The following is a 21996-nucleotide window of genomic DNA, read 5'->3' as shown; positions in this document are numbered from 1 at the left end:
CGACTAGCGGTTGCCCTCGAAGGTCCGGCTTGCGACATAGCGCGCATGGCACCCGCTCCCTCGATCCCCAAGGCCGCGTTCTGGATGGCGCTGTCGATCGCCTCGTTCCTGGCGATGTCGGTCGCCGGCCGCGCCACGACGGCGGAGCTCAACGTCTTCCAGGTGCTGGAGCTGCGCTCGGTCATCGGCTTCCTCATCCTGCTGCCGCTGGTGATGATGAGCGGCGGCTTCGCCGCGATGCGCACCGAGCGTCCGCTCGCCCATCTTGCCCGCAACATCGTCCACTATTCCGGTCAGGCCGCCTGGCTCTACGCGCTCACCCTGATCCCGCTGGCGGTGCTGATCTCGATCGAGTTCACGACACCGATCTGGACCGCCATCCTCGCCGTCAGCTTCCTTGGCGAGAAGCTTTCGCGGCCAAGGCTGGCGGCGATCGTGCTCGGGCTGATCGGCGTGGTCATCATCGTACGGCCGGGGCTAGGCTCCATGAATCTGGGGGAGCTTATCGTACTGGGCGCAGCGGTTTGCTTCGGTACCTCCGTGGTGTTGGTCAAGTCGCTGACCCGCACCGACAGCGTCGTCAGCATCATCTTCTGGATGCTCATCATCCAGTCCGTGCTCGGCCTGGCTCCGGCGCTCTACGAATGGCGCAACCCGCCGCTCGAGCTCTGGCCGTGGATCGTGGTGATCGCCTTCACGGGCATGTCGTCGCATTTCTGCATGGCCCGCGCCCTTACCCATGCCGACGCCACACTCATCTCGCCTATGGATTTCCTGCGCGTGCCGCTGTCGGCGTTGATCGGATGGCTGCTCTACCACGAGCAGATCGATGTCTTCACCGCCGGCGGCGCACTGCTGATCCTGACGGGCAACCTGCTCAACCTGCAGCGCAAGGCACCGCAGCCGGCCGAGATCGCCGCTTCATAGCGGCGCGGCGCTGCGCGCCACCTCCGCGACATCAGACCGGCCTCGCCTCGATAACGCTGATGCGTGGCCCCGCTTCGATGATATCGGCGACCTCGAAGCCGCCCTTTGCCAGCAGCGACCGAAACTCCTCGGCCGTGCGCTCCTCGCCGCCAGGCGCGACCAGCATGTTGAGGTCTGCGAATTTGGCCGTCGCCCCTTGATTGGGCGGCGCGAGCACGGCCTCGAACACCAGCAGCTTCCCGTCCGCGCGCATTGCCTTGCGGCAATTTTTCAGGATCGAGATGTTGGTCTCGTCGTCCCAGTCATGCAGGATCCATTTGAGCAGCAGCGCGTCCGCCCCTGCGGGCAGCGCCGCGAGGAAATCTCCACCGACGATGTCGCAACGCTCGGCCACGCCTTTCTCGGCCATCACCCGGCCGGCCGCAGCCACCACATGCGGCTGGTCGAACAGAATGCCGCGGCTGCCGGGATTGGCGGCGAGGATTTCGGCGAGCAGCGCACCTTGCCCGCCGCCGACATCCATGATGACGGGGAAGCGCGAGAAATCATAGGCCGCAAGGATCGCCGCCGCGACGCCGCGCGAGTTCGCCGCCATCGCAAGATCGAAAATGGCGGATTCCTCGGGGTGTTCGGCCCGGTATTCCCAGACGCCCTTGCCATGCGCGTGGCGGAACGCATTCCTGCCGCTCTGGATGCTGTAGAGCAGATCGCTCCACGCCTGCCGATAGTAAGGCCGGCCGACAAACGCCGCCCAGGGGGCGGCTGAATGCTCGGCGTCGGAGCGCAAGGCGCCGCCGAGCGGCGTCAGCGAGAACTGCCCGTCTTCCGCCTCGTGAAATAAGCCGGCCGCCGCGAGCGCGCGCAGCAAGCGGTAGAGCGCGCGTGGATGGGTGCCGGTCAGGCTCGCGAGATCGACGGCCGAGCGCTTGCCATCCTTGATGTGGTCGGCGATGCCGAGCATCGCCGCGACCGAGATCGCTTGCGACACCCGGTACTCATTGACCATGCGTATCACTTCGAAAGCGGCTGTTCGCGGGTCCATGCCTCCCCCCATCCGCAGGCGTGGAGATGGTACCGCTTCTCCTAGATAAGTTCCACTTCCACCACGCCCTGCACCGCGCGCATGGCGGACGCGATTTGCGGCGAGACGCGGTAACGACCCAAATCGATCTCGATCTCGCCCTGCGCCTCTCCCTTGAGAAGGATGATGCTGACCTGGCTGTCGCCGCGCTGCTTGAGCTGGGCCTGAATGATCGACGATGGCCTATCGTCCCTGACAAAGATGCGTAGGGCCTTCTGGATGCGGCTGGCCTCATCCTCCAGCGACTGCACCGTCTGGATGCGTAGGTTGATGCCCTCCGGCCTGTCTTCGGCCGAAACCGTGATCACCACCGAGCGGCCAGGCTCCAGCATGTCGCGAAATTGCGCCAGGCCTTCGGAGAACAGCACCGCCTCGTATTGCCCCGTCGTGTCGGAAAATTGCACCACGCCCATCTTGTTGCCGGTGCGCGTCTTGCGCTCCTGCTTGGTGGTGACCGTGCCGGCGAGTCGCCCGGCGGCGGCACCGCGCTTGACCGCGGCAGAGAACTCGCCCCAGTTCTGCACCCGCATCTTCTGCAGCGCCGCCTTGTACTCGTCCAGCGGGTGCGCCGAGAGATAGAAGCCGACCACCTGGAATTCGCGGTGCAGCCGGTCGGCGGCCAGCCACGGTTCGGTCGCCGGCAAATTGAGCGCCTGCGACTGGGCGCCGAGCGAGGCGCCGAATATGTCGGCCTGGCCGGAGACTGCATTCTGCTGCGCCAGAGAGGCCAGCCCCATCATCCGCTCGACGCCGGCCATCATGGCGGCGCGGTCATGGCCGAAGCAGTCCAGCGCGCCGGCCATGATCAGGCTTTCGAAGACGCGCTTGCCGACGATCTTCGGATCGACCCTTTCGCAGAAGTCGGCAAGGCTCTTGAACGGCTTTTCGCCGCGCATGGCGACGATATGCTCGACCGCCGCGTCGCCGACGCCTTTGAGCGCGGCCAGCGAATAGAAAATCTTGTTCTGGCCGACCTCGAAGGGGCGGAAGCTCGACATCACCGACGGCGCCACCACCTCGATGCCGAGCCGCAGCGCATCCTGGCGGAAATCGGCCAGTTTGTCGGTGTTGCCCATGTCGAGCGTCATCGACGCCGCCAGGAATTCCACCGGATAGTGCGCCTTGAGGTAGGCGGTCTGGTAGGAGACGACCGCGTAGGCCGCCGCGTGCGACTTGTTGAAGCCATAGTCGGCGAACTTCGCCAAAAGATCGAAGATGAAGTCGGCCTGCGGCTTGCCGACGCCGCGCTCGACCGCGCCCGTGACGAAGCGCTCGCGCTGCTTGTCCATCTCGGCGCGGATCTTCTTGCCCATGGCGCGGCGCAGAAGGTCGGCTTCGCCGAGCGAATAGCCGGAAAGCTCCTGCGCGATCTGCATCACCTGTTCCTGGTAGACGATGACGCCCTGCGTCTCCTTCACCAGATGGTCGATCTTGGGATGGATCGAGGCCATCTCCTCCTCGCCATGCTTGCGGGCGTTGTAGGTCGGGATGTTCTCCATCGGGCCGGGGCGGTAGAGCGCCACCAGCGCGATGATGTCCTCGATGCAGTCCGGCCGCATGCCGATCAGCGCTTTGCGCATGCCGGCGCTTTCCACCTGGAACACGCCGACCACCTCGCCGCGCGACAGCATGGCGTAGGTATCGGGATCGTCGAGCGGGATCGTCGCGAGATCGATGTCGATGCCGCGACGGCGGATCAGCTTCACCGCTGTCTCCAGCACGGTCAGCGTCTTGAGCCCGAGGAAATCGAACTTCACCAGCCCGGCCTGCTCGACATATTTCATGTTGAACTGGGTGACCGGCATGTCCGAGCGCGGATCGCGGTACATCGGCACCAGTTCCGACAGAGGCCGGTCGCCGATGACGATGCCGGCGGCATGCGTCGAGGCATGGCGATAGAGGCCTTCGAGCTTCTGCGCCGTATCGAGCAGCGTCTGGACGATCGGCTCCTTCTCCGCCTCCTCGGCGAAGCGCGGCTCGTTGGCGATGGCGTCCGCCAGCTTGACCGGATTGGCCGGATTCTGCGGCACCATCTTGGACAGCTTGTCGACCTGGCCATAAGGCATCTGCAGCACGCGGCCGACGTCGCGCAGCACCGCGCGCGCCTGCAGCGTACCGAAGGTGATGATCTGCCCGACCTGGTCGCGGCCGTATTTCTGCTGGACGTAGCGGATCACCTCCTCGCGCCTGTCCTGGCAGAAGTCGATGTCGAAGTCGGGCATCGAGACGCGATCGGGATTGAGGAAGCGCTCGAATAGCAGCGAGAAGCGCAGCGGGTCGATATCGGTGATGGTCGTCGAATAGGCAACCAGCGAACCGGCGCCCGAACCGCGTCCCGGCCCGACCGGAATGCCTTGCGACTTCGCCCATTTGATGAAGTCGGCAACGATCAGGAAGTAGCCCGGGAATTTCATCTTCTCGATGATGCCGAGCTCGAAATCGAGCCGCTCGCGATATTGCTCGACCGTATAGCCCGGCGTCGGGCCGTGCGCGGCCAGCCGCGCCTCCAGCCCCTCGCGCGCCTGGCGGGCGAGCTCGGCCGCCTCCGCCTTCTCCGCCGCATCCTTGTCGGCGATATCGCCGCCGGTGAAGCGCGGCAGGATCGGGCTGCGGTTCTTCGGATAGTAGGAACAGCGCAGCGCGATCTCGACCGTGTTGTCGATTGCTTCCGGCAGGTCGGAGAACAGCTTCGCCATCTCCGCCTGGCTGCGCAGGAAATTGTCCGGCGAGAGCCGCCGGCGATTGTCGGCGGCGACCACCGAACCCTCGGCGATGGCGACCAGCGCGTCATGCGCCTCATAGTCGTCGCGCTTGGAGAAGAACGCCTCGTTGGTGGCGACCAGTGGCAGATCGTGGCTGTAGGCAAGGTCGACCGTCGATTTCTCGATCATGCGGTCGTAGCCCTGGACCCGCTCCAGCTCGACGTAGAGCCGATCGCCGAACATCGCCTTCAGCGTCAGCAGCCGCTGCTCGGCGAGGTCGCGGCGGTCCTCCTTCAAGGCGCGGCCGATCGGACCGCGCGGACCGCCGGTCAGGCAGATCAAGCCGTCGGATTGTCCCTCGAGCATCACGCTGGTCAGGTGCACCGGCTCGCCGGGCGGCGTTTCCAGGTAGACCCGGCTGATCAGCCTGACCAGATTGGCGTAGCCGGCCTCGGTGGCGGCGATCAGCACGAGGGCGTGCATCTCCGGCCCCTGGCGGCGGCGGTCGCGCTGGCCATCGACCGCCTCGCCGGAAAAGGCGAGATCGATCTGGCAGCCGAGGATCGGCTGGATGCCGTCCTTCACCGCCTTCTGCGCGAATTCCAGCGCCCCGAACAGATTGTTGGTGTCGGTGACGGCGATCGCCGGGCACTCGTCCTTGACCGCATGGCCGACGATGGCGCCGAGCTGCAGAGCGCCTTCGAGCAGCGAATAGGCAGAGTGCACGCGCAGATGGATGAACGGCCGCGCCGGCGTTTCCGGACGCGCTTCCTTTACCGCTGCTTCGCGCAGCAACGGGTCGCGTGGAAGTCGTTCATCCGCCATGGGGCTCGCGTCGCTCGAAAGGACTCAACAATCAGTGCAGATGTATTGTCCGGGAGCGCGGGATGCGAGTCCAGCGATCTCCTGTGCACAGGTCAGGCAAATTCCATGATCACCGCGTCGACGGCGAGGCTGTCGCCCGGCTTGGCGTTGAGCCTGGACACGGTGAGGTCGCGTTCGGCGCGCAGCACGTTCTCCATCTTCATCGCCTCGACCACGGCCAGCGTCTCGCCGGCCTTGACCTCCTGTCCCTCGGCGACGGCGATCGATACGACGAGGCCCGGCATCGGGCAAAGCAGCAGCTTCGACGTATCCGGCGGCAGCTTTTCCGGCATCAGCCTTTCGAGCTCGGCGGTGCGCGGCAGCATGGCCTGGGCCGCCACCGACATGCCTTTCCAGGCGATGCGCAAGCCGTTCAGCGCCGGGCGCACCTGTGCCGCGACCGTGTTGCTCCCGACCGTGCCGCGCCAGATGAGATCGCCCGGCCGCCAGTCGGACGCCACCGTCAGAGGCTTGCCGCCATCGATCGACAAATCGACTTCCATGGGGATCGAGACCATGCCTTCGAGAACAGCGGCCGAAAGGTAGTCGGCGCCGATCTTGACCACCCAGTCCCGCTTGAGGATGCCCGAATGCGGCGCCAGCCGACCGCTCAGCCGGTCGAGCCGGTCGCGGCGCAGCAGCTCCATCGCCGTTGCGACCGCTGCCAACACCGCCTTTTCTTCGCCGTCCGGCGCGATCGGCGCGAATCCGTGCGGATATTCCTCGGCGATGAAGCCGGTCGACAGCCGTCCCTCGCGCCAGCGCGGATGCTGCATCAGCGCCGCCAGGAACGGAATGTTGTGCTCGATGCCATCGACGACGAAACTGTCGAGCGCCTCCGACATGGCGTCGATCGCCTCGATCCTGGTCGGCGCCCAGGTGCAAAGCTTGGCCACCATCGGATCGTAGAACATCGAAATCTCGGAGCCTTCGGTGACCCCGGTATCGTTGCGGATGACCACATCGCCGAACGTCCCCTCCTCCGGCGGCCGGTAGCGCGTCAGCCGGCCGATCGAGGGCAGGAAATTGCGGTACGGATCCTCGGCATAGAGGCGGCTTTCCACCGCCCAGCCGTTCAGTTTCACGTCGCTCTGCTTGATGGCGAGCTTCTCGCCGGCAGCGACACGGATCATCTGCTCGACCAGATCGATGCCGGTGACGAGCTCGGTCACCGGGTGCTCGACCTGCAATCGCGTATTCATTTCAAGGAAATAGAAGTTCTTTTCGCTGTCGACGATGAATTCCACCGTGCCGGCGCTCTGGTAGTCGACGGCCCTGGCCAGCGCCACCGCCTGCTCGCCCATCGCCTTTCGGGTCGTGGCGTCGAGGAATGGCGACGGCGCCTCCTCGACCACCTTCTGGTTGCGGCGCTGGATCGAGCACTCGCGTTCGCCGAGATAGAGCGCAGTGCCATGCGCGTCGGCCAATACCTGGATCTCGATATGGCGCGGATCGACCACGAACTTCTCGATGAAGACGCGGTCGTCGCCGAACGAGCTTTTCGCTTCCGAGCGCGCCCGATCGAAGCCGTCGCGCACTTCCGCCTCGCTCCAGGCGATGCGCATGCCCTTGCCGCCGCCGCCGGCCGAGGCCTTGATCATCACCGGATAGCCGATCTCGCCGGCTATTCTTTCGGCATGGTCGGCGTTCTCGATGACGCCCAGCCAGCCGGGCACGGTCGACACTTTCGCCTGGTTGGCGAATTTCTTCGATTCGATCTTGTCGCCCATCGCCCTGATCGCCTTGGGCTTCGGGCCAATGAAGACGATGCCTTCCTTCTCCAGCGCCTCGCAGAAGGCGGCGCGTTCGGAAAGAAAGCCATAGCCGGGATGCACGGCCTCTGCTCCGGTCTGCTTGCAGGCGGCAAGGATCTTGTCGGCGAGCAGATAGCTTTGCGCGGCGGGCGAAGGCCCGATATGCACGGCTTCGTCAGCCATCTCGACATGCACGGCGTCGCGATCGGCGTCCGAATAGACCGCGACGGTGGCAATCCCCATCTTGCGCGCCGTCTTGATCACACGGCAGGCGATCTCGCCGCGATTGGCGATCAGGATCTTCTTGAACATTCGGGCGTCGTTCCTCCGGCGAGAAACCAGTTCTATGGACAATCCCGCCATGGCTCAAGTGGCCGGGCGACGCGCATCCGCCCTGCCCGGATTGCGAATAGCGCGCCGAAAAACGTCGCAAGGAAGTTGGCCGCCGTCGCCGAACTCTGTAGAGTGGCGCGTGGCTCACTGCGGAGGGCTGGCGGGCATTTCGCTTCGCCGGGCAGGCTCAACAAGCCGGCCACATCAGAGATTGTCGATTGCCTTGGGAGGAACTGCCTCATGAAAACGCGCGCCGCTGTTGCTGTCGCCGCCGGAAAGCCGCTGGAGATCATGGAGGTCGACCTCGAAGGGCCGCGCGATGGCGAGGTTCTGGTCGAGATCAAGGCGACCGGCATCTGCCACACCGACGAGTTCACGCTGTCGGGCGCCGATCCGGAAGGCCTGTTTCCGGCGATCCTCGGCCATGAAGGCGCCGGCGTCGTCGTCGACGTCGGCAAGGGCGTGACCTCGGTCAAGAAGGGCGACCACGTCATCCCGCTCTATACGCCCGAATGCCGCCAATGCCCGTCCTGCCTGTCGCGCAAGACCAACCTCTGCACCGCGATCCGCGCCACGCAGGGGCAAGGCCTGATGCCGGACGGCTCGTCGCGCTTCTCGATCGGCAAGGACAAGCTGTTCCACTATATGGGCTGCTCGACCTTCTCCAACTTCACCGTGCTGCCCGAGATCGCGCTGGCCAAGGTCAATCCCGACGCCCCCTTCGACAAGATCTGCTACATCGGCTGCGGCGTCACCACCGGCATCGGCGCGGTGATCAACACCGCCAAGGTCGAGCAAGGGGCCACCGCCGTCGTCTTCGGCCTCGGCGGCATCGGCCTCAACGTCATCCAGGGCCTGAAGCTCGCGGGCGCCGACATGATCATCGGCGTCGATCTGAACAACGACAAGAAGCCGTGGGGCGAGAGGTTCGGCATGACGCATTTCGTCAATCCGAAGGAGATCGACGGCGACATCGTGCCTTATCTGGTCAACATGACCAAGCGCGGCGCCGACCAGATCGGCGGCGCCGACTACACCTTCGACTGCACCGGCAGCACCAAGGTGATGCGCCAGGCGCTCGAAGCCTCGCATCGCGGCTGGGGCAAATCGGTCATCATCGGCGTCGCCGGCGCCGGCCAGGAGATCTCGACCCGGCCATTCCAGCTGGTCACCGGCCGCACCTGGATGGGCACCGCCTTCGGCGGCGCGCGCGGCCGCACCGACGTGCCGCGGATCGTCGACTGGTACATGGAGGGCAAGATCCAGATCGATCCGATGATCACCCATACGCTGAAGCTGGAGGACATCAACAAGGGCTTCGACCTCATGCATGAGGGCAAGTCGATCCGCAGTGTCGTGGTTTACTGAGGAAGCCGCACGCCGCCGGCCTATCGGCCAGCGACCTCTGTGGTGAAACATGGGAGGAATGGAATGCCGGAAAAACTGCATCCTAGAATCGACAATGGCCTGCCCAAGGAAAGCGCGAGCTTCTCCGGCGGCACGCTGGTCTGCGCCTGCACCAGCAAGCCGGTGAAGGTGAAGGTCAAGGGCCAGATCGCCCACAACCACGCCTGCGGCTGCACCAAATGCTGGAAGCCCGAGGGCGCGATCTTCTCCGTCGTGGCCGTTGCCGGCACCGGCGACGTCACCGTCGTGGAGAATGGCGACAAGCTGAAAGTGGTCGATCCGAGCGCGCTGATCCAGCGCCATGCCTGCACCGGCTGCGGCGTCCACATGCACGGACCGGTCGAGCGCGACCATCCGTTCAAGGGCCTGAGCTTCATCCATCCCGAGCGTTTCGAGGAGGACGGATGGTCGCCTCCGGGCTTCACCGCCTTCGTCTCGTCGATCATCGAATCCGGTGTCGATCCGAAACGCATGGACGGTATCCGCTCGCAGCTGAAGTCGATCGGGCTCGAGCCCTATGACTGCCTCAACCCCGGCCTGATGGACTATATCGCCACCTGGACCGCGAAGAAGTCCGGCGCCTTGCCGGCCTGACAAGTTCGAGAATTTCTGCCATGGGGCCGGTCAAAACCGGCCCCATGTTCGTTTTGGAGGGACGATGCCCGCACCCATCATCTACGTCGATGCCGACGCCTGCCCGGTCAAGGCGGAGGTCGAGAAGGTGGCGGAGCGCCACGGCGTCATGGTCACCTATGTCTCCAATGGCGGCCTGCGCCCGTCGCGCGATCCGATGATCCGCAACGTCGTGGTATCCAAGAGCGCCGATGCCGCCGACGACTGGATCGTGGAGAATGCACTGTCCAACGACATCGTGGTGACGGCCGATATCCCGCTTGCCGCGCGCACCGTGGCGCTCGGCGCGCATGTGTTGGGCCCGACCGGCCGTCCCTTCACGCCTGAAACCATCGGCATGGCAGTGGCGATGCGCGACCTCAAGCAGCATCTGCGCGAGACTGGCGAAAGCAAAGGCTACAATGCCGGGTTCACGCCGCAGGACCGCTCGCGCTTTCTTGGCGAGCTCGACCGCATCTTGCGGCGGGCGCTGAAATCCGCCACACCGGACTGATCTGGAGGCCGGGCCATGGGTGACGACGACACATCCGTCAAAACGCCGATGCATCCGCATATCCAGTTCGCTTTGTCGGCGGCCATTGGCATTGTCGCTTTGTTGCTGGCCTCGCTGCTGCGCGTGCCGCTCGCCTATTCGATCGGCGCGAATGTCTTTTTTGCCACCTACATCATTCTCGTCCTCGCCTTGATGCCGAGGCTTACCGGCCGCTATCTCAGCAAGAACGCGCGCGCTACCGATCTACCGGTACTGGGTATCTTTGCGGTTACCCTTTTCATCGTCGGCGTCGCCACCGTTTCGCTGTTCCATCTAATCAATCAGCAGGAGGCCGCGCATCCATTCGAGCTCAGCTTCGCCATCATGTCGATTCCGCTCGGCTGGTTCACGATCCACGCCATGGCCTCGCTCCACTACGCGCATGTCTACTGGATGAACGGCGAAGAGATCGACGTTGCCACCAAGAAGAAGGTTCCGGTCGGCGGTCTGGATTTCCCCGGCGACAAGCGTCCCGAGGGCTGGGATTTCCTCTATTTTGCGACCGTCATCGGCATGACCGCGCAGACCGCCGACACCGCCATCACCACCTCGCACATGCGCCAGGTGGTGCTCATCCATTCGATCCTGTCGTTCTTCTTCAACACGGTGATCGTCGCCGCGGCGGTCAATCTCGCCGTCAGCCTGAGCAGTCCTTGACCGCTTGCCCGTAATAAATCCGTGATCGGATGAAACATCGCTTTGGCTGGCGACGTATTGGGAGGAGAACGAAGAGCTACAAGGCCGGGAGAACGAAGGACGATGGAAACCGTTGCCAGGAGCGAGCCCGCCGCCGATGCGCAAGCCGCATCGAAGGACGCGACGCTGATCTACCGCCAGTCCCGCTGGACGCGACTGACCCACTGGCTCTGGGCGATCGCGCTGTTCTTCATGCTGCTTTCCGGCCTGCAGATATTCAACGCCCGCCCCCAGCTTTATATCGGCAAGGAATCCGGCTTCGGCTACAACAACACCATCTTCGCCATCGGCGCCGAAAACACCGACCAGGGTCCGCGCGGCTACACCGAAATCTTCGGCAAACGCTTCGACACGACCGGCGTGCTCGGCTGGTCCGGACCGCCCGGACAGGAGTCGCCCCGCGCTTTCCCGTCCTGGGCGACGATCCCCTCCTACTATGATCTCGGCACCGCCCGCGTCGTTCATTTCTTCTTCGCCTGGGTGCTCTCCGCCACCTTGCTCGTCTGGCTGGTCGCCGGCCTGATCAACGGCCATGTCAGGCGCGATCTCGCCCCGCGCCTCGACGATCTCCGGCGATTGCCGCGGGACATCGTCGACCACGCGAAGCTGAAGTTCCATCACACGCGCGAATACAACACGCTGCAAAAAATGGCTTATGGCGGCGTGCTGTTCGTGCTGTTGCCGCTAATGATCATCACCGGCCTCGCCATGTCGCCGAGCATGAATTCGGTGCTGCCCTGGCTCAATGAACTGCTCGGCGGCCGGCAGACGGCGCGCACCATCCACTTCACCGTCATGGTGCTGCTCGTCGGCTTCTTCATCATCCACATGCTGATGATCCTCGCCGCCGGCCCGATCAACGAATTGCGCTCGATCATCACCGGCTGGTACCGCACCGACCCGCCGGCGCATGACGACAGCTCGTCCGAGAGGAGCGGCTGATATGGCCAAGTTTCAAATCAACCGCAGGAAATTCCTCACCTCCGCCAGTCTCGGCCTGTCCGGCATCGCGCTGTCGGGCTGCGATGCCTTCGACGGCGGGCTCGGCATCGGCGGCGGTCTGCGCAGCTTCCTCGAGAATGCCAATGGCCTGACATACCGGGCCCAGCGCCTGCTCGCCGGCCGCGACGCGCTGGCGCAGGAGTTCACCGAGGCCGATATCCGCCAGCCGCAGCGGCCGAACGGCGTCACCGCGCCCGACGACGACACCTACAAGGGCCTGCTTGCCAACAACTTCGCCGACTGGCGTCTCGAGGTCTCCGGCCTCGTCGAGAAACCGCTGTCGCTCACCCGCGAGCAGCTTCAGAACATGCCGAGCCGCACCCAGATCACCCGCCACGACTGCGTCGAGGGCTGGAGCTGCATCGCCAAATGGACCGGCACGCCGCTGTCCCTGGTTCTCGACCAGGCGGTGGTGAAACCCCAGGCCCGGTATGTGATGTTCCACTGCCTCGACACGATCGACCGCAGCCTCTCCGGCGACGTCAAATATTACGGCACCATCGACCTGATCGATGCCCGCCACCCGCAGACGATCCTCGCCTACGGCGTCAACGGCAAGCCGCTGCCGGTCGAGAACGGCGCGCCGCTGCGCGTACGCGTCGAGCGCCAGCTTGGCTACAAGATGCCGAAGTATCTCTACAAGATCGAACTGGTCGACAGCTTCACCGCGATCGGCGGCGGTCGCGGCGGCTACTGGGAAGACAATGGCTACGACTGGTATGGCGGCATTTGATTTTCCTCGCCTGCGGGCCGAGCACGATCTTGCGCCGACCGAGCTCAACGCCATTGAGGAACGTCTCGACGGCGACAACCGGCGTCTGACAGGCCGCGACGATGATCGCGGCCTAGTCTTTCTGCTGCGGGACACAGCCGGACGCCCGATTGGCATCGCCGCAGGCCATTCCTGGGCGGGGATCGCCGAACTAAAGCTGATGTGGGTCGACGAGGCCTGTCGAGGTCTTGGCCATGGCAGTAAGCTGCTCGATGCCTTCGTAGCCGAGGCTTCCGCGAGAGGAGTTAGACGCATCTGGGTCGCAACGCACGACTTTCAGGCACCGGGTCTCTACGAGAGGGCGGGCTTCGAGCGTATGGGTGAATTCGCCGGGTGGCCCGAAGGCCATTCCAACATCATTCTCTGCAGGACGGTCGCCGCCTAGGCGACCTTATCCAGCAGCGGCTTCAGTGCCGGATGGATTTCCGGCGAGGCGTGCTTGATCAGCGTCAGCAGCGCGCGCTCGTTCTCGCTGAGCGGCCGATTCGGGTCGATCCGCTCGGCCAGCCACTTCGCTTCGCCGGCGTCGACCGTCTCGGCGCGGCGGACCATTGCCTCGACGGCCCGGTTCCTGGCTTCCCAATCGGCCTCGATATCGTCGGGCGAGCGGTAGGCCTCCATGATGCCGGCAAGCCCGCCGGAAACCATGCGGCCGAAGAAGCCGCCGATGCCCGGCTCGCCCGCATCGAGGAAGTTCTCCTGGCGCAGCGCCACATCCCGCGTCGGCGCTTCGTAGCCGGCCGAGCACATGACGAAATTGGCGATCGCCTTGACGAACAGTTCGTTCCAGGACGGATCGTTGCTGGCCGCCGCGGTGCTCTCGTTGATCTTGAACAGCACGTCCGCCTCGGCGCGGGTTATCGCGATGTTGCCGTCGCCGCCGTAGGCGTAGAGGATGCGGCGCAACAGGTCGACTTCGGCCTTGGCCACCAATCCCGGAACCAGTTGGCCGCCCAGCATCAGCGGCCCCTTGCCGTCGACCACCGCATGCGAGACCTGCTCCAGCGCATAGGCGGAAAGCCGGCTGGGCGAAGATTTGGCTTTCTCCAGCACATGCACCAGGAGCTCGAGCTCGGTCAGGCTGTCGACCATGCCGTCGCGCGAGATCGTCCGGATCAGCCAGTCGGCATTGTCCTCGGAGATATAGCCCGTCGGCTTTTCCTGGTGGACGATGTAATCGGTGACCGCCTCGACGAAGAACGCCGGCCATTCCTGGCATTTGTCGCGCGCCGTCTGGTCGAGCGCGAACAGCGCCTCGGCCTCGCCACGGCTTACCACGCCGTCACCAAATACTTCGCGGCGCAGCATCACCACGTCTTCGGCCGTGATTCGGTTCTTGGAGGTCAGCCCCGCCACCGGAGCGCTCATGATCAGTTCGCCCATTTTTGTCCCCGTCGCCGCCGGCCGTAGCCGGACCCAAAGGTCGTTTCGACCCAACATACCAGCAGTGTCTTGAAAAACCGGCAAACCGCGTGGTTAGCGAAGACTTGTCAGCAAGATGTCGCAGGCAGGTGACAAGGTGTCGTTGACGGGCTATGGATGAGGAGTCGAGGGCTCAACCCTGAGTCCTACCTGTTTGCGGGAGAGAGCAGCGAGAGCTGCCGCCGAAGGGGAAATCGCCCGAAATCTCTCAGGCAAAAGAACCGTAGACGGGAAAGACACTCTGGAAAGTCGGGGCTCGTGCCCCGCGCCGAAGGTGTAAGCGCTGCCGACAGAGTTACGGGGCGCGAGTCTCTCAGGCTTCAGACAGAGGGGCACGGACTGGTCGCCATCAGCGGCCGATTGCGTGCGACTCTGGAGATGACATGACGGGCGACGAAACCAAACACCTACCCCTCGAAGATCTGCATACGGCTGCTGGCGCGCGCTTTGGTGCGTTCGCCGGCTGGTCGATGCCGCTCACCTATCCTGCCGGGGTTATGAAGGAGCACCTTCACACCCGCGAGCATGCTGGCCTGTTCGACATTTCGCACATGAAGCTGTTCCTGGTCAGCGGCCCGGGCGCGATTGCCCTGCTCAACCGCGCCTGCCCGCTCGATGCCGGCGCGCTTGAGATTTCCCAGTCGAAATACACCTTCTTCCTCAACGAGGCCGCCGGCATCATCGACGACCTCATCATCACCAGGCTTGGCGACGACCGCTTCATGGTCGTCGCCAATGCCGGCAACGCAGCCGTCGACGAGAAGCATCTGCGGGCGCTGGCCGGGGATTTCGAGGCAAAGGTGGATGCGCTCGACCGCGTCTTCCTCGCCATTCAGGGTCCCGAGGCCTGGGCCGCCCTCGCCCGCGCCGGCATCGAGACCGGCTCGCTGCTGTTCATGCACGGCATCGAGCCGCGCCAAAACTGGTTCATGAGCCGTTCCGGCTACACCGGCGAGGACGGCTTCGAGATCGGTCTGCCGGAAGCGGATGCGCGGGATCTGGTCGCGACATTGCTCAAGGACGAGCGCGTCGCTTGGATCGGCCTTGCCGCTCGCGACAGTCTGCGGCTGGAAGCGGGGCTCTGCCTGCACGGCCAGGACATCACCGAGGAATTCGACCCGACCAGCGCCGGCCTGATGTGGGCCATCCCCAAGGACATCCGGGCGACCGGCTCCTTCATCGGCGCCGACGCGCTGCGCGCCATCCTGGAGCGCGGCCCGGCGCAGAAACGTGTCGGGCTGAAGCCGGAGGGCCGCCTGCCGGTGCGCGCGGGTGCTGCCCTGTTCGACGCCGACGGCAATCCGGCCGGCCATGTCACATCGGGCGGTTTCGGCCCTTCGGCTGGTCATCCGGTTGCCATGGGCTATGTCAACACAGCACTGGCCAAGCCCGGAACAAAACTGTTCGCCGATGTGCGCGGGGCGAAAATCCCGATCGATATCAACCCCTTGCCCTTCACACCTCATCGCTACCGCAAAGGATAAGTCCCGATGGCAAAAACCTATTTCACCGAAGACCATGAATGGCTCCGTGTCGAGGGCGGCGTCGCCACGGTCGGCATAACCGACTATGCACAAGAGCAGCTCGGCGACCTCGTCTTCGTCGAATTGCCGGAAACCGGCCGCAAGCTGACCAAGGGCGACACCGCCGTCGTGGTCGAGTCTGTCAAGGCGGCATCCGACGTCTACGCGCCGGTCGACGGCGAGATCACCGAGGCCAACAGCTCGCTGTCGTCGGACCCTTCGCTGGTCAATTCGGCCGCCACCGGCGACGGCTGGCTGTGGAAGATGAGGCTTTCCAACGAAAGCCAGCTCGAAGGCCTGCTCGATGAGGCCGCCTACAAAGCCCATATCGGCTGAAAAGCAGGACAGTTACGATGACCGCAGCACCCTACCCCTTCTCGGCCCGCCATATCGGCCCCGGCCTTAACGATGTCCGAGCCATGCTGGCCGTGATCGGCGTTCCGTCCGTCGAAACGCTGATCAGCCAGGCCGTGCCGAGATCGATCCGCCTCGACCTGCCGCTGTCCCTGCCCGCGCCGGCCAGCGAAGCCGAGGCGCTGGCCGAATTGTCTGCGACGATGGCGAAGAACAAGGTGCTGAAGAGCTTCATCGGCGCCGGCTATCACGGCGTCCACGTGCCGCCGGTCATCCAGCGCAACCTGTTCGAGAACCCGGCCTGGTACACCGCCTACACGCCCTACCAGGCCGAGATCAGCCAGGGCCGGCTGGAAATGCTGTTCAACTTCCAGACCCTGGTCACCGAGTTGACCGGCTTGCCGGTGGCGTCGGCCTCGCTGCTCGATGAGGCGACAGCCGTCGCTGAAGCCGTCGGCATTGCGCTGCGCCATCATCGCGACAAGCGCACCAAGGTGGCGCTCGCCGGCACGCCGCACCCGCAGACGCTGGACGTCGTGCGCACCCGCGCCGAGCCGCTCGGCACCGAGGTCGACGGCGAGACGATCGACGACAACACCGCCGCTTTGTTGGTCTCGTGGCCCGACACGTTCGGCGTCTATGGCGACCACAAGGCGGCGATCGAGAAAGCCCGCGCCACCGGCGCGCTGGTCATCTTCATCGCCGATCCGCTCGGCATGACGCTGACCGACACTCCGGCCAAGCTCGGCGCCGACATCGCCGTCGGCCCGATGCAGCGCTTCGGCGTGCCGATGGGCTTTGGCGGCCCGCACGCCGCCTACTGCGCCGTCTCCGACAAGTTGACCCGGCTGATGCCTGGCCGCCTCGTCGGCCAGTCGACCGACAGCAAGGGGCGTCCCGGCTACCGGCTGGCGCTGCAGACGCGCGAGCAGCACATCCGCCGCGACAAGGCGACCTCCAACATCTGCACCGCCCAGGCGCTGCTCGCCAACATGGCGACCGCCTATGCGATCTGGCATGGTCCCGCCGGCCTGCAGGCGATCGCCGAGCGCATCCATGGTCTCGCCAGCCGCCTTGCCGCCGGCTTAACCGCATCGGGCGTTTCCGTGCTCGGCGCCAGCCGCTTCGACACGGTGACGGCCGAAGTGAAGGGCAAGGCGAAATCGATCGCCGCCGCCGCCGAGAAGATCGGCCGGCTGCTGCGCGTCATCGACGCCGACCATGTCGGCGTCGCCTTCGACGAAACCTCGACCGAGGCCGACCTCGAGGCGATCGCCGCGCTGTTCGGCGCCAAGGCCGCCGCGGCGGCCGATCGGACCGTACCGGGAAAACCGCGCGGCAAGGAGTTTTTGACCCAGCCGGTCTTCCACGAGAACCACTCCGAGACCGACATGATGCGCTTCCTGCGCCGGCTGGCCGACAAGGACCTTGCGCTCGACCGCGCCATGATCCCGCTGGGATCCTGCACCATGAAGCTCAACGCGGCGGCCGAAATGATGCCGGTCAGTTGGCCGAGCGTCGCCAACCTGCATCCGTTCGCGCCTGCCAGCCATTCGGCGGGCTATCGCGCCATGGTCGGCGAACTGGAGGGCTGGCTGTCGGAGATCACCGGCTTCGACGCGGTCAGCCTGCAGCCCAATGCCGGCAGCCAGGGCGAATATGCCGGACTGCTCGCCATCCGCGCCTATCACCGCTCGCGCGGCGAAAGCCATCGCACCGTATGCCTGATCCCCTCCTCCGCGCATGGCACCAATCCGGCAAGCGCGGCGATGGCGGGAATGAGCGTCGTCGTCGTGCGCTGCCTGGAGGACGGCAATATCGACATGGACGATATGAGGGCCAAGGCCAACGAGCATTCCAAAAATCTCGCGGCGCTGATGTTCACCTATCCCTCGACGCATGGCGTTTACGAGGAAGGCGCGCGCCACCTCTGCGCCCTCATCCACGAACATGGCGGCCAGGTCTATTTCGATGGCGCCAACCTCAACGCCCTGGTCGCCCTCGCCCGTCCCGCCGATATCGGCGCCGACGTCTGCCATATGAACCTGCACAAGACCTTCTGCATCCCGCATGGCGGAGGCGGCCCCGGCGTCGGCCCGATCGGCGTCAAGGCCCACCTGAAATCCTATCTGCCGGGTCATGTCACTGAAGGCTCGGCGCATGCGGTGTCGGCAGCACCCTTCGGCAGCGCGTCCATCCTGCCGATCACCTGGATGTACATCCGCATGATGGGCGCTTCCGGCCTGAAGCAGGCTACCGAGACCGCCATCATCTCGGCCAACTATGTGGCGACACGGCTCGCGCCGCACTTCCCGCTCCTCTACAAGGGCAGGCACGATCGCATCGCGCACGAGTGCATCCTCGACACCCGCGTGCTCAAGGAGAGCGCCGGCATCAGCGTCGATGACATCGCCAAGCGCCTGATCGACTACGGCTTCCACGCGCCGACCATGTCGTTCCCGGTCGCCGGCACGCTGATGGTGGAGCCGACCGAGTCCGAGCCCAAGCGCGAGCTCGACCGCTTCTGCGAGGCGATGATTGCCATCGCCGGCGAGGCGACCAAGGTGGCGAAGGGCGAGTGGCCGCTCAACGACAACCCGCTGGTCAACGCGCCACACACCGCGGCGGAGGCGCTGGCCGGCGAGTGGTCGCATCCCTATTCGCGGCTTGAGGCGGCCTATCCCGCCGGCGACGCCGACACCTCGGCCAAATACTGGCCGCCGGTGTCGCGCATCGACAATGTCGCCGGCGACCGCAACCTCGTCTGCTCCTGCCCGCCGCTGTCGGAATATCTGGGCGCCGCCGAGTAGCCTGGCCGGCAATCAGGCGGAACGCAGGGCCGGCCCGCCGGCCTTGCTCTCCTTGTCCAGGACAAGCACGCGGTTCCGCCCGGCGTGCTTGGCGGCATAGAGCGCCCTGTCGGCCTCGGCCAGCACCTCGTCCAGGCTGCTGCCGCCGGCCGCGCCAAAGCCGATGCCGCCACTGACGGTGCTTCGCAACGGACCGCGCGGCGTCGGCACGACCTCGGCGCCGAAGGCGACGCCGATCTTGCTGGCAAGATCGTAAGCTTTCTCTTCGGTCATGCGCGAGATGACCAGCGCGAACTCCTCGCCGCCCAGGCGGAAGGCATCGACGCCGTTCCTGCCGTACTTCCTGATGATCGCGGCGAAGCGGCACAAGACCTTGTCGCCGACCGGATGGCCGAACAGGTCGTTCGTCCTCTTGAAATGGTCGAGGTCGAACATGACGACCGCCATGAACGGACCGAAGGCGCGCTCGCCGTAGAGCGAGTTCAGCGCCCGCCGGTTCATCAGCCCTGTCAGCGGATCGGTCAGCGTCTCGGCCTTCAATTCGATCTGCGCCTGCAGATGATGCAGCGAAAGCGTCAGCGCGCCGAGACCGGTCATGCAGGCGACCGCCACGACGGTATTCAGCCGCTCCGCCCAGTTATCGGGCGCCACGCCGAGCACCCATTGTCCGTGGATCGCCAGCATCGCGCCGCATAGCGCGAAGGACACCGCACAGGTACCGCTGAGAAACGAGACGACCAGCAGGATCCGACGATCGTGACCGCCCTTGGTCCAGAACATCACCCCGATCACGGCGAGCAGCGCCGTGACGGTCGTATAGGTGATGATGAAGCCGACACCGTCAAAGCCGAGATAGGTCACGAGCGCGCAGACGGCCATGGCCGTCACCGTCGGCACAACGACGCTGCCCTGGTTGCCGACACCCAGATATTGCATGGCCGACAGGCAGATGATGAGGAAGCCGAGGCTGAGCAGCGCCAGCACCGCCTGGCAGAGCCAGGGGTTGGGCTCCTTGGTGTACTGCCAGAACAGCACGACATGCGCGACGAGCACGAGGATGCCGCACGCCACCGTCAGCACGAAGCGCGCCCGCGGAGCGGTGAACCAGATCGCCAGCATGGTTATGCTTAGGCACGTGCCCGACAGCGCCGCCGCGAGCAGGAGCGAACTAAAATCCAACATTCTTGAGCGCAGCCTCTTGGGAGTCGTCGGTTGCACCCCCATTCTAGGTTAACGGCGGCCCGCCGACACCGTTTTCCGCTAACCTTTCGACCCTACTTTCAGACAAGGTTTACAAAGCGTCCACTACTTGGCGTGGCAGACACGAAGACTAGGAATGTTATGGTTTATATTGGAACAGTTCTGTTGCGACCCCGTGTCGATCCCTCCCAAGGAGGACGCACGCCGATGTTGTGCTGCGGGCAAGCCAGCGGACGAGGCGGGCCGTCCGCCAGCGCGAAACCAACCGGCGAATAGCCGGTCAATTCGAGCGGGACGACTCAGTCCGGCCTGGTAAGGCCTCTAGCTCTTGTTCAGCAGTTCCAGATTGGCGTCGACGACGGTCTGGTCGGCCATGTGGGCCTTGGCCTCGAGCAGCAGGACCCTGGCCTTCTTCTTGTTGCCGCGCAGCAGCTGCGAATAGCCCATATTGTTGACGATTTGCGGCTTGCGCCCGGCGACCTTCAGGAGCTGGTCGTAGGCGCGGTCGGCGAAGTCGAAACGGCCCAGCTCGTCATAGGAAGCGGCGAGCCCCATCCACGCCTCGGCATTGTCGGCCTTGAGCTCGACCGCCTTGCGGAAATGCTTTTCGGCAAGGCCGTAATTCGCTTCGCGGAACTGCGCCTTGCCTTCCGCCAGGTCCGACGCGTTGACGTCCTCGGACGTCGGCTGGATCGCGGTCGTCTTGGTCGTGTCGACGGCGTTGTTGGTCGTGCAACCGGTGATCATCAAGACGGCTGCCAGTGCGGCCGCTGCCGTGGGAAGTCTGTGACGCATGCCCCTGCCCCATCGCCCGATTTGCCGGGTCGTTCTTCAGGAAGCACTCTACAAGAGGGCGATTAACCTTCGGTGCCGAAACGCGCCTAAGAATTGGTTTCGAACAAAGGTCCAATTCGACCCAAGGTCTGTCGAGATTCAGGTCAGGCCGAGCCGGAGTCGAAGACGGGCGCGAAGCGACCAAACCATGCGGATTCCGAGAACCGGCGCGGAGCGTAAACCTTAGTGCGCCGTCATTTTGACGATGATCGGAATGATGGCGATCATCAGCACCACGGGCAGGATGCACACCGTCACCGGCACCGACATCTTGGCCGGCAAGGCATGCGCCTTCTCCTCCGCGAGCGACATGCGCTTGTGGCGCATTTCGTCGGAGAAGACGCGCAGCGCGCCCGACAGGCTGGTGCCTAGTTCCTTCGACTGCTGCAGCAGCGTTGCGAAGGAGCGCACCTCATCGAGGCTCAAGCGATCGGCGAGCGCCTTCAGCGCGTCGTCGAGGCTGCGGCCAGCCCTCAGCTCCAGCGAAACCAGCTGCAGGTTCTGGCTCAGCGCCGGATAGGTCTTGGCGAGCTCCTTGGAGACGCGCTCGATGCCGGCCTCCATGCTCATGCCGGCATCGGAGCAGACAATCATCAGGTCCATGAAGTCGGGAAAGCCATTGCGGTATTCGCGCATCTTCTCGCGCACCTTCTGGCTCAGCACCAGGCCGGGCAGGAAGTAGCCGGCGGCGCCGGAAAGGATGACGAAGCTCCAGCGGCTGGTCATGGTCGAATCGGCGCTGGCCATCCAGTGGTTGACCAGGAAGGCGCCGAGAGCGAGACCGATGAAGGCCGCGAAGCGGATCAGGAAGAAGGCGCCGATCGCGCGCGGTTCCATGTAGCCGGCCTGGATGAGCTTCATGCGCAGCCGCGCGACATTTTCCGGGTCGCTCTTGGCGTAGAATTCCTGCGCCCGCTTTACCGCCTTCTCGCGCACCGCGTTGGAATTCTTGCGCGGTGCGGGCTCGGCCTGCTCGACGGGTTTGCTCGCCTCCTCGACCTTCAACCGGCGCTTGACCTCGTTGCGGTCGCCCTTGGCAACGACCAGCGGCCAGGCCACCGCGCTGCCGCCGAGCAGGAGCAGCAGCACTGCCACCGGCATCAGCGAGGTCGGCGCGAGCGAGGCGAGGAATTCGATCACGCGCTGCATG

The 21996-nt window shown here is 64.8% G+C and carries 18 protein-coding genes and 1 riboswitch; of the genes, 11 read left to right on the top strand and 7 right to left on the bottom strand.

The genetic code is table 11. The features are described 5' to 3' along the window. Window positions 1-45 precede the first annotated feature (45 nt). On the top strand, window positions 46-927 hold the full coding sequence (locus tag PU724_RS12155) for a DMT family transporter (RefSeq protein ID WP_292102036.1): 882 nt from the start codon (window positions 46-48) through the stop codon (window positions 925-927). Window positions 928-958: 31 nt separating this feature from the next. Here PU724_RS12155 and PU724_RS12150 read toward each other — a convergent pair whose 3' ends face one another. The 3 genes from PU724_RS12150 to PU724_RS12140 form a co-directional block, all read right to left on the bottom strand. Then, complete coding sequence (locus tag PU724_RS12150; RefSeq protein ID WP_127285632.1) at window positions 959-1969, bottom strand: methyltransferase; 1011 nt, start codon at window positions 1967-1969, stop codon at window positions 959-961. Between the two features lie 41 nt (window positions 1970-2010). Further along, window positions 2011-5535 carry a DNA polymerase III subunit alpha gene (gene dnaE, locus PU724_RS12145; RefSeq protein ID WP_354422037.1) on the bottom strand — a complete coding sequence of 1175 codons (3525 nt, stop codon included), beginning with the start codon at window positions 5533-5535 and terminating at the stop codon, window positions 2011-2013. 92 nt (window positions 5536-5627) lie between these two features. Further along, window positions 5628-7640, bottom strand: coding sequence for an acetyl-CoA carboxylase biotin carboxylase subunit (locus PU724_RS12140; RefSeq protein ID WP_354422039.1), 2013 nt, complete (start codon window positions 7638-7640; stop codon window positions 5628-5630). 261 nt (window positions 7641-7901) lie between these two features. On the opposite strand from PU724_RS12140, the gene PU724_RS12135 reads away from it, so the two are divergent. From PU724_RS12135 to PU724_RS12105, 7 genes are all read left to right on the top strand, one after another. After that, window positions 7902-9029 (top strand): S-(hydroxymethyl)glutathione dehydrogenase/class III alcohol dehydrogenase, encoded by a 1128-nt coding sequence (locus PU724_RS12135; RefSeq protein ID WP_354422041.1) that lies wholly within the window; start codon window positions 7902-7904, stop codon window positions 9027-9029. 63 nt (window positions 9030-9092) lie between these two features. Next, window positions 9093-9662 carry an S-(hydroxymethyl)glutathione synthase gene (gene gfa / locus PU724_RS12130; protein WP_292350695.1) on the top strand — a complete coding sequence of 190 codons (570 nt, stop codon included), beginning with the start codon at window positions 9093-9095 and terminating at the stop codon, window positions 9660-9662. A 64-nt stretch (window positions 9663-9726) separates the two neighbouring features. Beyond that, window positions 9727-10194, top strand: a complete 468-nt coding sequence (locus PU724_RS12125; protein ID WP_127286469.1) for a YaiI/YqxD family protein — start codon at window positions 9727-9729, stop codon at window positions 10192-10194. A 15-nt stretch (window positions 10195-10209) separates the two neighbouring features. Next, window positions 10210-10890 carry a DUF1345 domain-containing protein gene (locus PU724_RS12120; protein WP_354422043.1) on the top strand — a complete coding sequence of 227 codons (681 nt, stop codon included), beginning with the start codon at window positions 10210-10212 and terminating at the stop codon, window positions 10888-10890. 102 nt (window positions 10891-10992) lie between these two features. Next, the gene (locus PU724_RS12115; RefSeq protein ID WP_354422045.1) at window positions 10993-11871 is read left to right on the top strand and encodes a cytochrome b/b6 domain-containing protein; all 879 of its coding nucleotides are present in this window, start codon (window positions 10993-10995) and stop codon (window positions 11869-11871) included. 1 nt (window position 11872) lies between these two features. Next, on the top strand, window positions 11873-12664 hold the full coding sequence (locus PU724_RS12110; RefSeq protein WP_354422047.1) for a molybdopterin-binding protein: 792 nt from the start codon (window positions 11873-11875) through the stop codon (window positions 12662-12664). After that, window positions 12651-13088 carry a GNAT family N-acetyltransferase gene (locus PU724_RS12105; protein ID WP_127311426.1) on the top strand — a complete coding sequence of 146 codons (438 nt, stop codon included), beginning with the start codon at window positions 12651-12653 and terminating at the stop codon, window positions 13086-13088. Before PU724_RS12110 ends, PU724_RS12105 begins: the two co-directional genes overlap by 14 nt. Here the strand turns inward: PU724_RS12105 and PU724_RS12100 are convergent. Beyond that, window positions 13085-14086: a hypothetical protein gene (locus tag PU724_RS12100; RefSeq protein ID WP_354422049.1), complete on the bottom strand. Its 1002-nt coding sequence runs from the start codon at window positions 14084-14086 to the stop codon at window positions 13085-13087. The genes PU724_RS12105 and PU724_RS12100 overlap by 4 nt on opposite strands. A gap of 186 nt (window positions 14087-14272) precedes the next feature. Continuing rightward, window positions 14273-14359, top strand: a riboswitch (glycine riboswitch). 149 nt (window positions 14360-14508) lie between these two features. Between PU724_RS12100 and gcvT the strand changes: the two genes are divergently transcribed. Genes gcvT through gcvP form a run of 3 tightly spaced genes read left to right on the top strand, consistent with a single transcriptional unit; the run spans window position 14509 to window position 18812 of the window. Further along, the gene (gene gcvT, locus PU724_RS12095; protein WP_354422051.1) at window positions 14509-15609 is read left to right on the top strand and encodes a glycine cleavage system aminomethyltransferase GcvT; all 1101 of its coding nucleotides are present in this window, start codon (window positions 14509-14511) and stop codon (window positions 15607-15609) included. Between the two features lie 6 nt (window positions 15610-15615). Further along, window positions 15616-15984 carry a glycine cleavage system protein GcvH gene (gene gcvH / locus PU724_RS12090; RefSeq protein WP_127287394.1) on the top strand — a complete coding sequence of 123 codons (369 nt, stop codon included), beginning with the start codon at window positions 15616-15618 and terminating at the stop codon, window positions 15982-15984. Window positions 15985-16001: 17 nt separating this feature from the next. Further along, window positions 16002-18812, top strand: coding sequence for an aminomethyl-transferring glycine dehydrogenase (gcvP, locus tag PU724_RS12085; protein WP_354422053.1), 2811 nt, complete (start codon window positions 16002-16004; stop codon window positions 18810-18812). Between the two features lie 12 nt (window positions 18813-18824). Here gcvP and PU724_RS12080 read toward each other — a convergent pair whose 3' ends face one another. From PU724_RS12080 to PU724_RS12070, 3 genes are all read right to left on the bottom strand, one after another. Beyond that, window positions 18825-19994: a GGDEF domain-containing protein gene (locus PU724_RS12080; RefSeq protein ID WP_292102023.1), complete on the bottom strand. Its 1170-nt coding sequence runs from the start codon at window positions 19992-19994 to the stop codon at window positions 18825-18827. A 339-nt stretch (window positions 19995-20333) separates the two neighbouring features. Then, window positions 20334-20807 carry a tetratricopeptide repeat protein gene (locus PU724_RS12075; RefSeq protein ID WP_354422055.1) on the bottom strand — a complete coding sequence of 158 codons (474 nt, stop codon included), beginning with the start codon at window positions 20805-20807 and terminating at the stop codon, window positions 20334-20336. Window positions 20808-21029: 222 nt separating this feature from the next. Next, window positions 21030-21995 (bottom strand): type II secretion system F family protein, encoded by a 966-nt coding sequence (locus tag PU724_RS12070; RefSeq protein ID WP_127310890.1) that lies wholly within the window; start codon window positions 21993-21995, stop codon window positions 21030-21032. Between the last annotated feature and the right edge of the window lies 1 nt (window position 21996).

Source organism: Mesorhizobium abyssinicae, from assembly GCF_049887195.1.
In the GTDB taxonomy this organism is placed as follows: domain Bacteria; phylum Pseudomonadota; class Alphaproteobacteria; order Rhizobiales; family Rhizobiaceae; genus Mesorhizobium; species Mesorhizobium abyssinicae.
Note: the sequence above shows the minus strand (reverse complement) of the source record. Positions and strands in the feature narration are given on the sequence as shown.

Excerpts from the sequence above, each read along its gene's own strand:
- PU724_RS12075 (WP_354422055.1), bottom strand. The coding sequence starts at position 20,807 with ATGCGTCACAGACTTCCCACGGCAGCGGCCGCACTGGCAGCCGTCTTG.
- PU724_RS12120 (WP_354422043.1), top strand. The coding sequence starts at position 10,210 with ATGGGTGACGACGACACATCCGTCAAAACGCCGATGCATCCGCATATC.
- PU724_RS12070 (WP_127310890.1), bottom strand. The coding sequence starts at position 21,995 with ATGCAGCGCGTGATCGAATTCCTCGCCTCGCTCGCGCCGACCTCGCTG.
- PU724_RS12140 (WP_354422039.1), bottom strand. The coding sequence starts at position 7,640 with ATGTTCAAGAAGATCCTGATCGCCAATCGCGGCGAGATCGCCTGCCGT.
- PU724_RS12100 (WP_354422049.1), bottom strand. The coding sequence starts at position 14,086 with ATGGGCGAACTGATCATGAGCGCTCCGGTGGCGGGGCTGACCTCCAAG.
- PU724_RS12150 (WP_127285632.1), bottom strand. The coding sequence starts at position 1,969 with ATGGACCCGCGAACAGCCGCTTTCGAAGTGATACGCATGGTCAATGAG.
- PU724_RS12110 (WP_354422047.1), top strand. The coding sequence starts at position 11,873 with ATGGCCAAGTTTCAAATCAACCGCAGGAAATTCCTCACCTCCGCCAGT.
- dnaE (WP_354422037.1), bottom strand. The coding sequence starts at position 5,535 with ATGGCGGATGAACGACTTCCACGCGACCCGTTGCTGCGCGAAGCAGCG.
- PU724_RS12080 (WP_292102023.1), bottom strand. The coding sequence starts at position 19,994 with ATGTTGGATTTTAGTTCGCTCCTGCTCGCGGCGGCGCTGTCGGGCACG.
- PU724_RS12115 (WP_354422045.1), top strand. The coding sequence starts at position 10,993 with ATGGAAACCGTTGCCAGGAGCGAGCCCGCCGCCGATGCGCAAGCCGCA.
- gcvH (WP_127287394.1), top strand. The coding sequence starts at position 15,616 with ATGGCAAAAACCTATTTCACCGAAGACCATGAATGGCTCCGTGTCGAG.
- PU724_RS12155 (WP_292102036.1), top strand. The coding sequence starts at position 46 with ATGGCACCCGCTCCCTCGATCCCCAAGGCCGCGTTCTGGATGGCGCTG.
- gcvP (WP_354422053.1), top strand. The coding sequence starts at position 16,002 with ATGACCGCAGCACCCTACCCCTTCTCGGCCCGCCATATCGGCCCCGGC.
- PU724_RS12125 (WP_127286469.1), top strand. The coding sequence starts at position 9,727 with ATGCCCGCACCCATCATCTACGTCGATGCCGACGCCTGCCCGGTCAAG.
- PU724_RS12105 (WP_127311426.1), top strand. The coding sequence starts at position 12,651 with ATGGCGGCATTTGATTTTCCTCGCCTGCGGGCCGAGCACGATCTTGCG.
- PU724_RS12135 (WP_354422041.1), top strand. The coding sequence starts at position 7,902 with ATGAAAACGCGCGCCGCTGTTGCTGTCGCCGCCGGAAAGCCGCTGGAG.
- gfa (WP_292350695.1), top strand. The coding sequence starts at position 9,093 with ATGCCGGAAAAACTGCATCCTAGAATCGACAATGGCCTGCCCAAGGAA.
- gcvT (WP_354422051.1), top strand. The coding sequence starts at position 14,509 with ATGACGGGCGACGAAACCAAACACCTACCCCTCGAAGATCTGCATACG.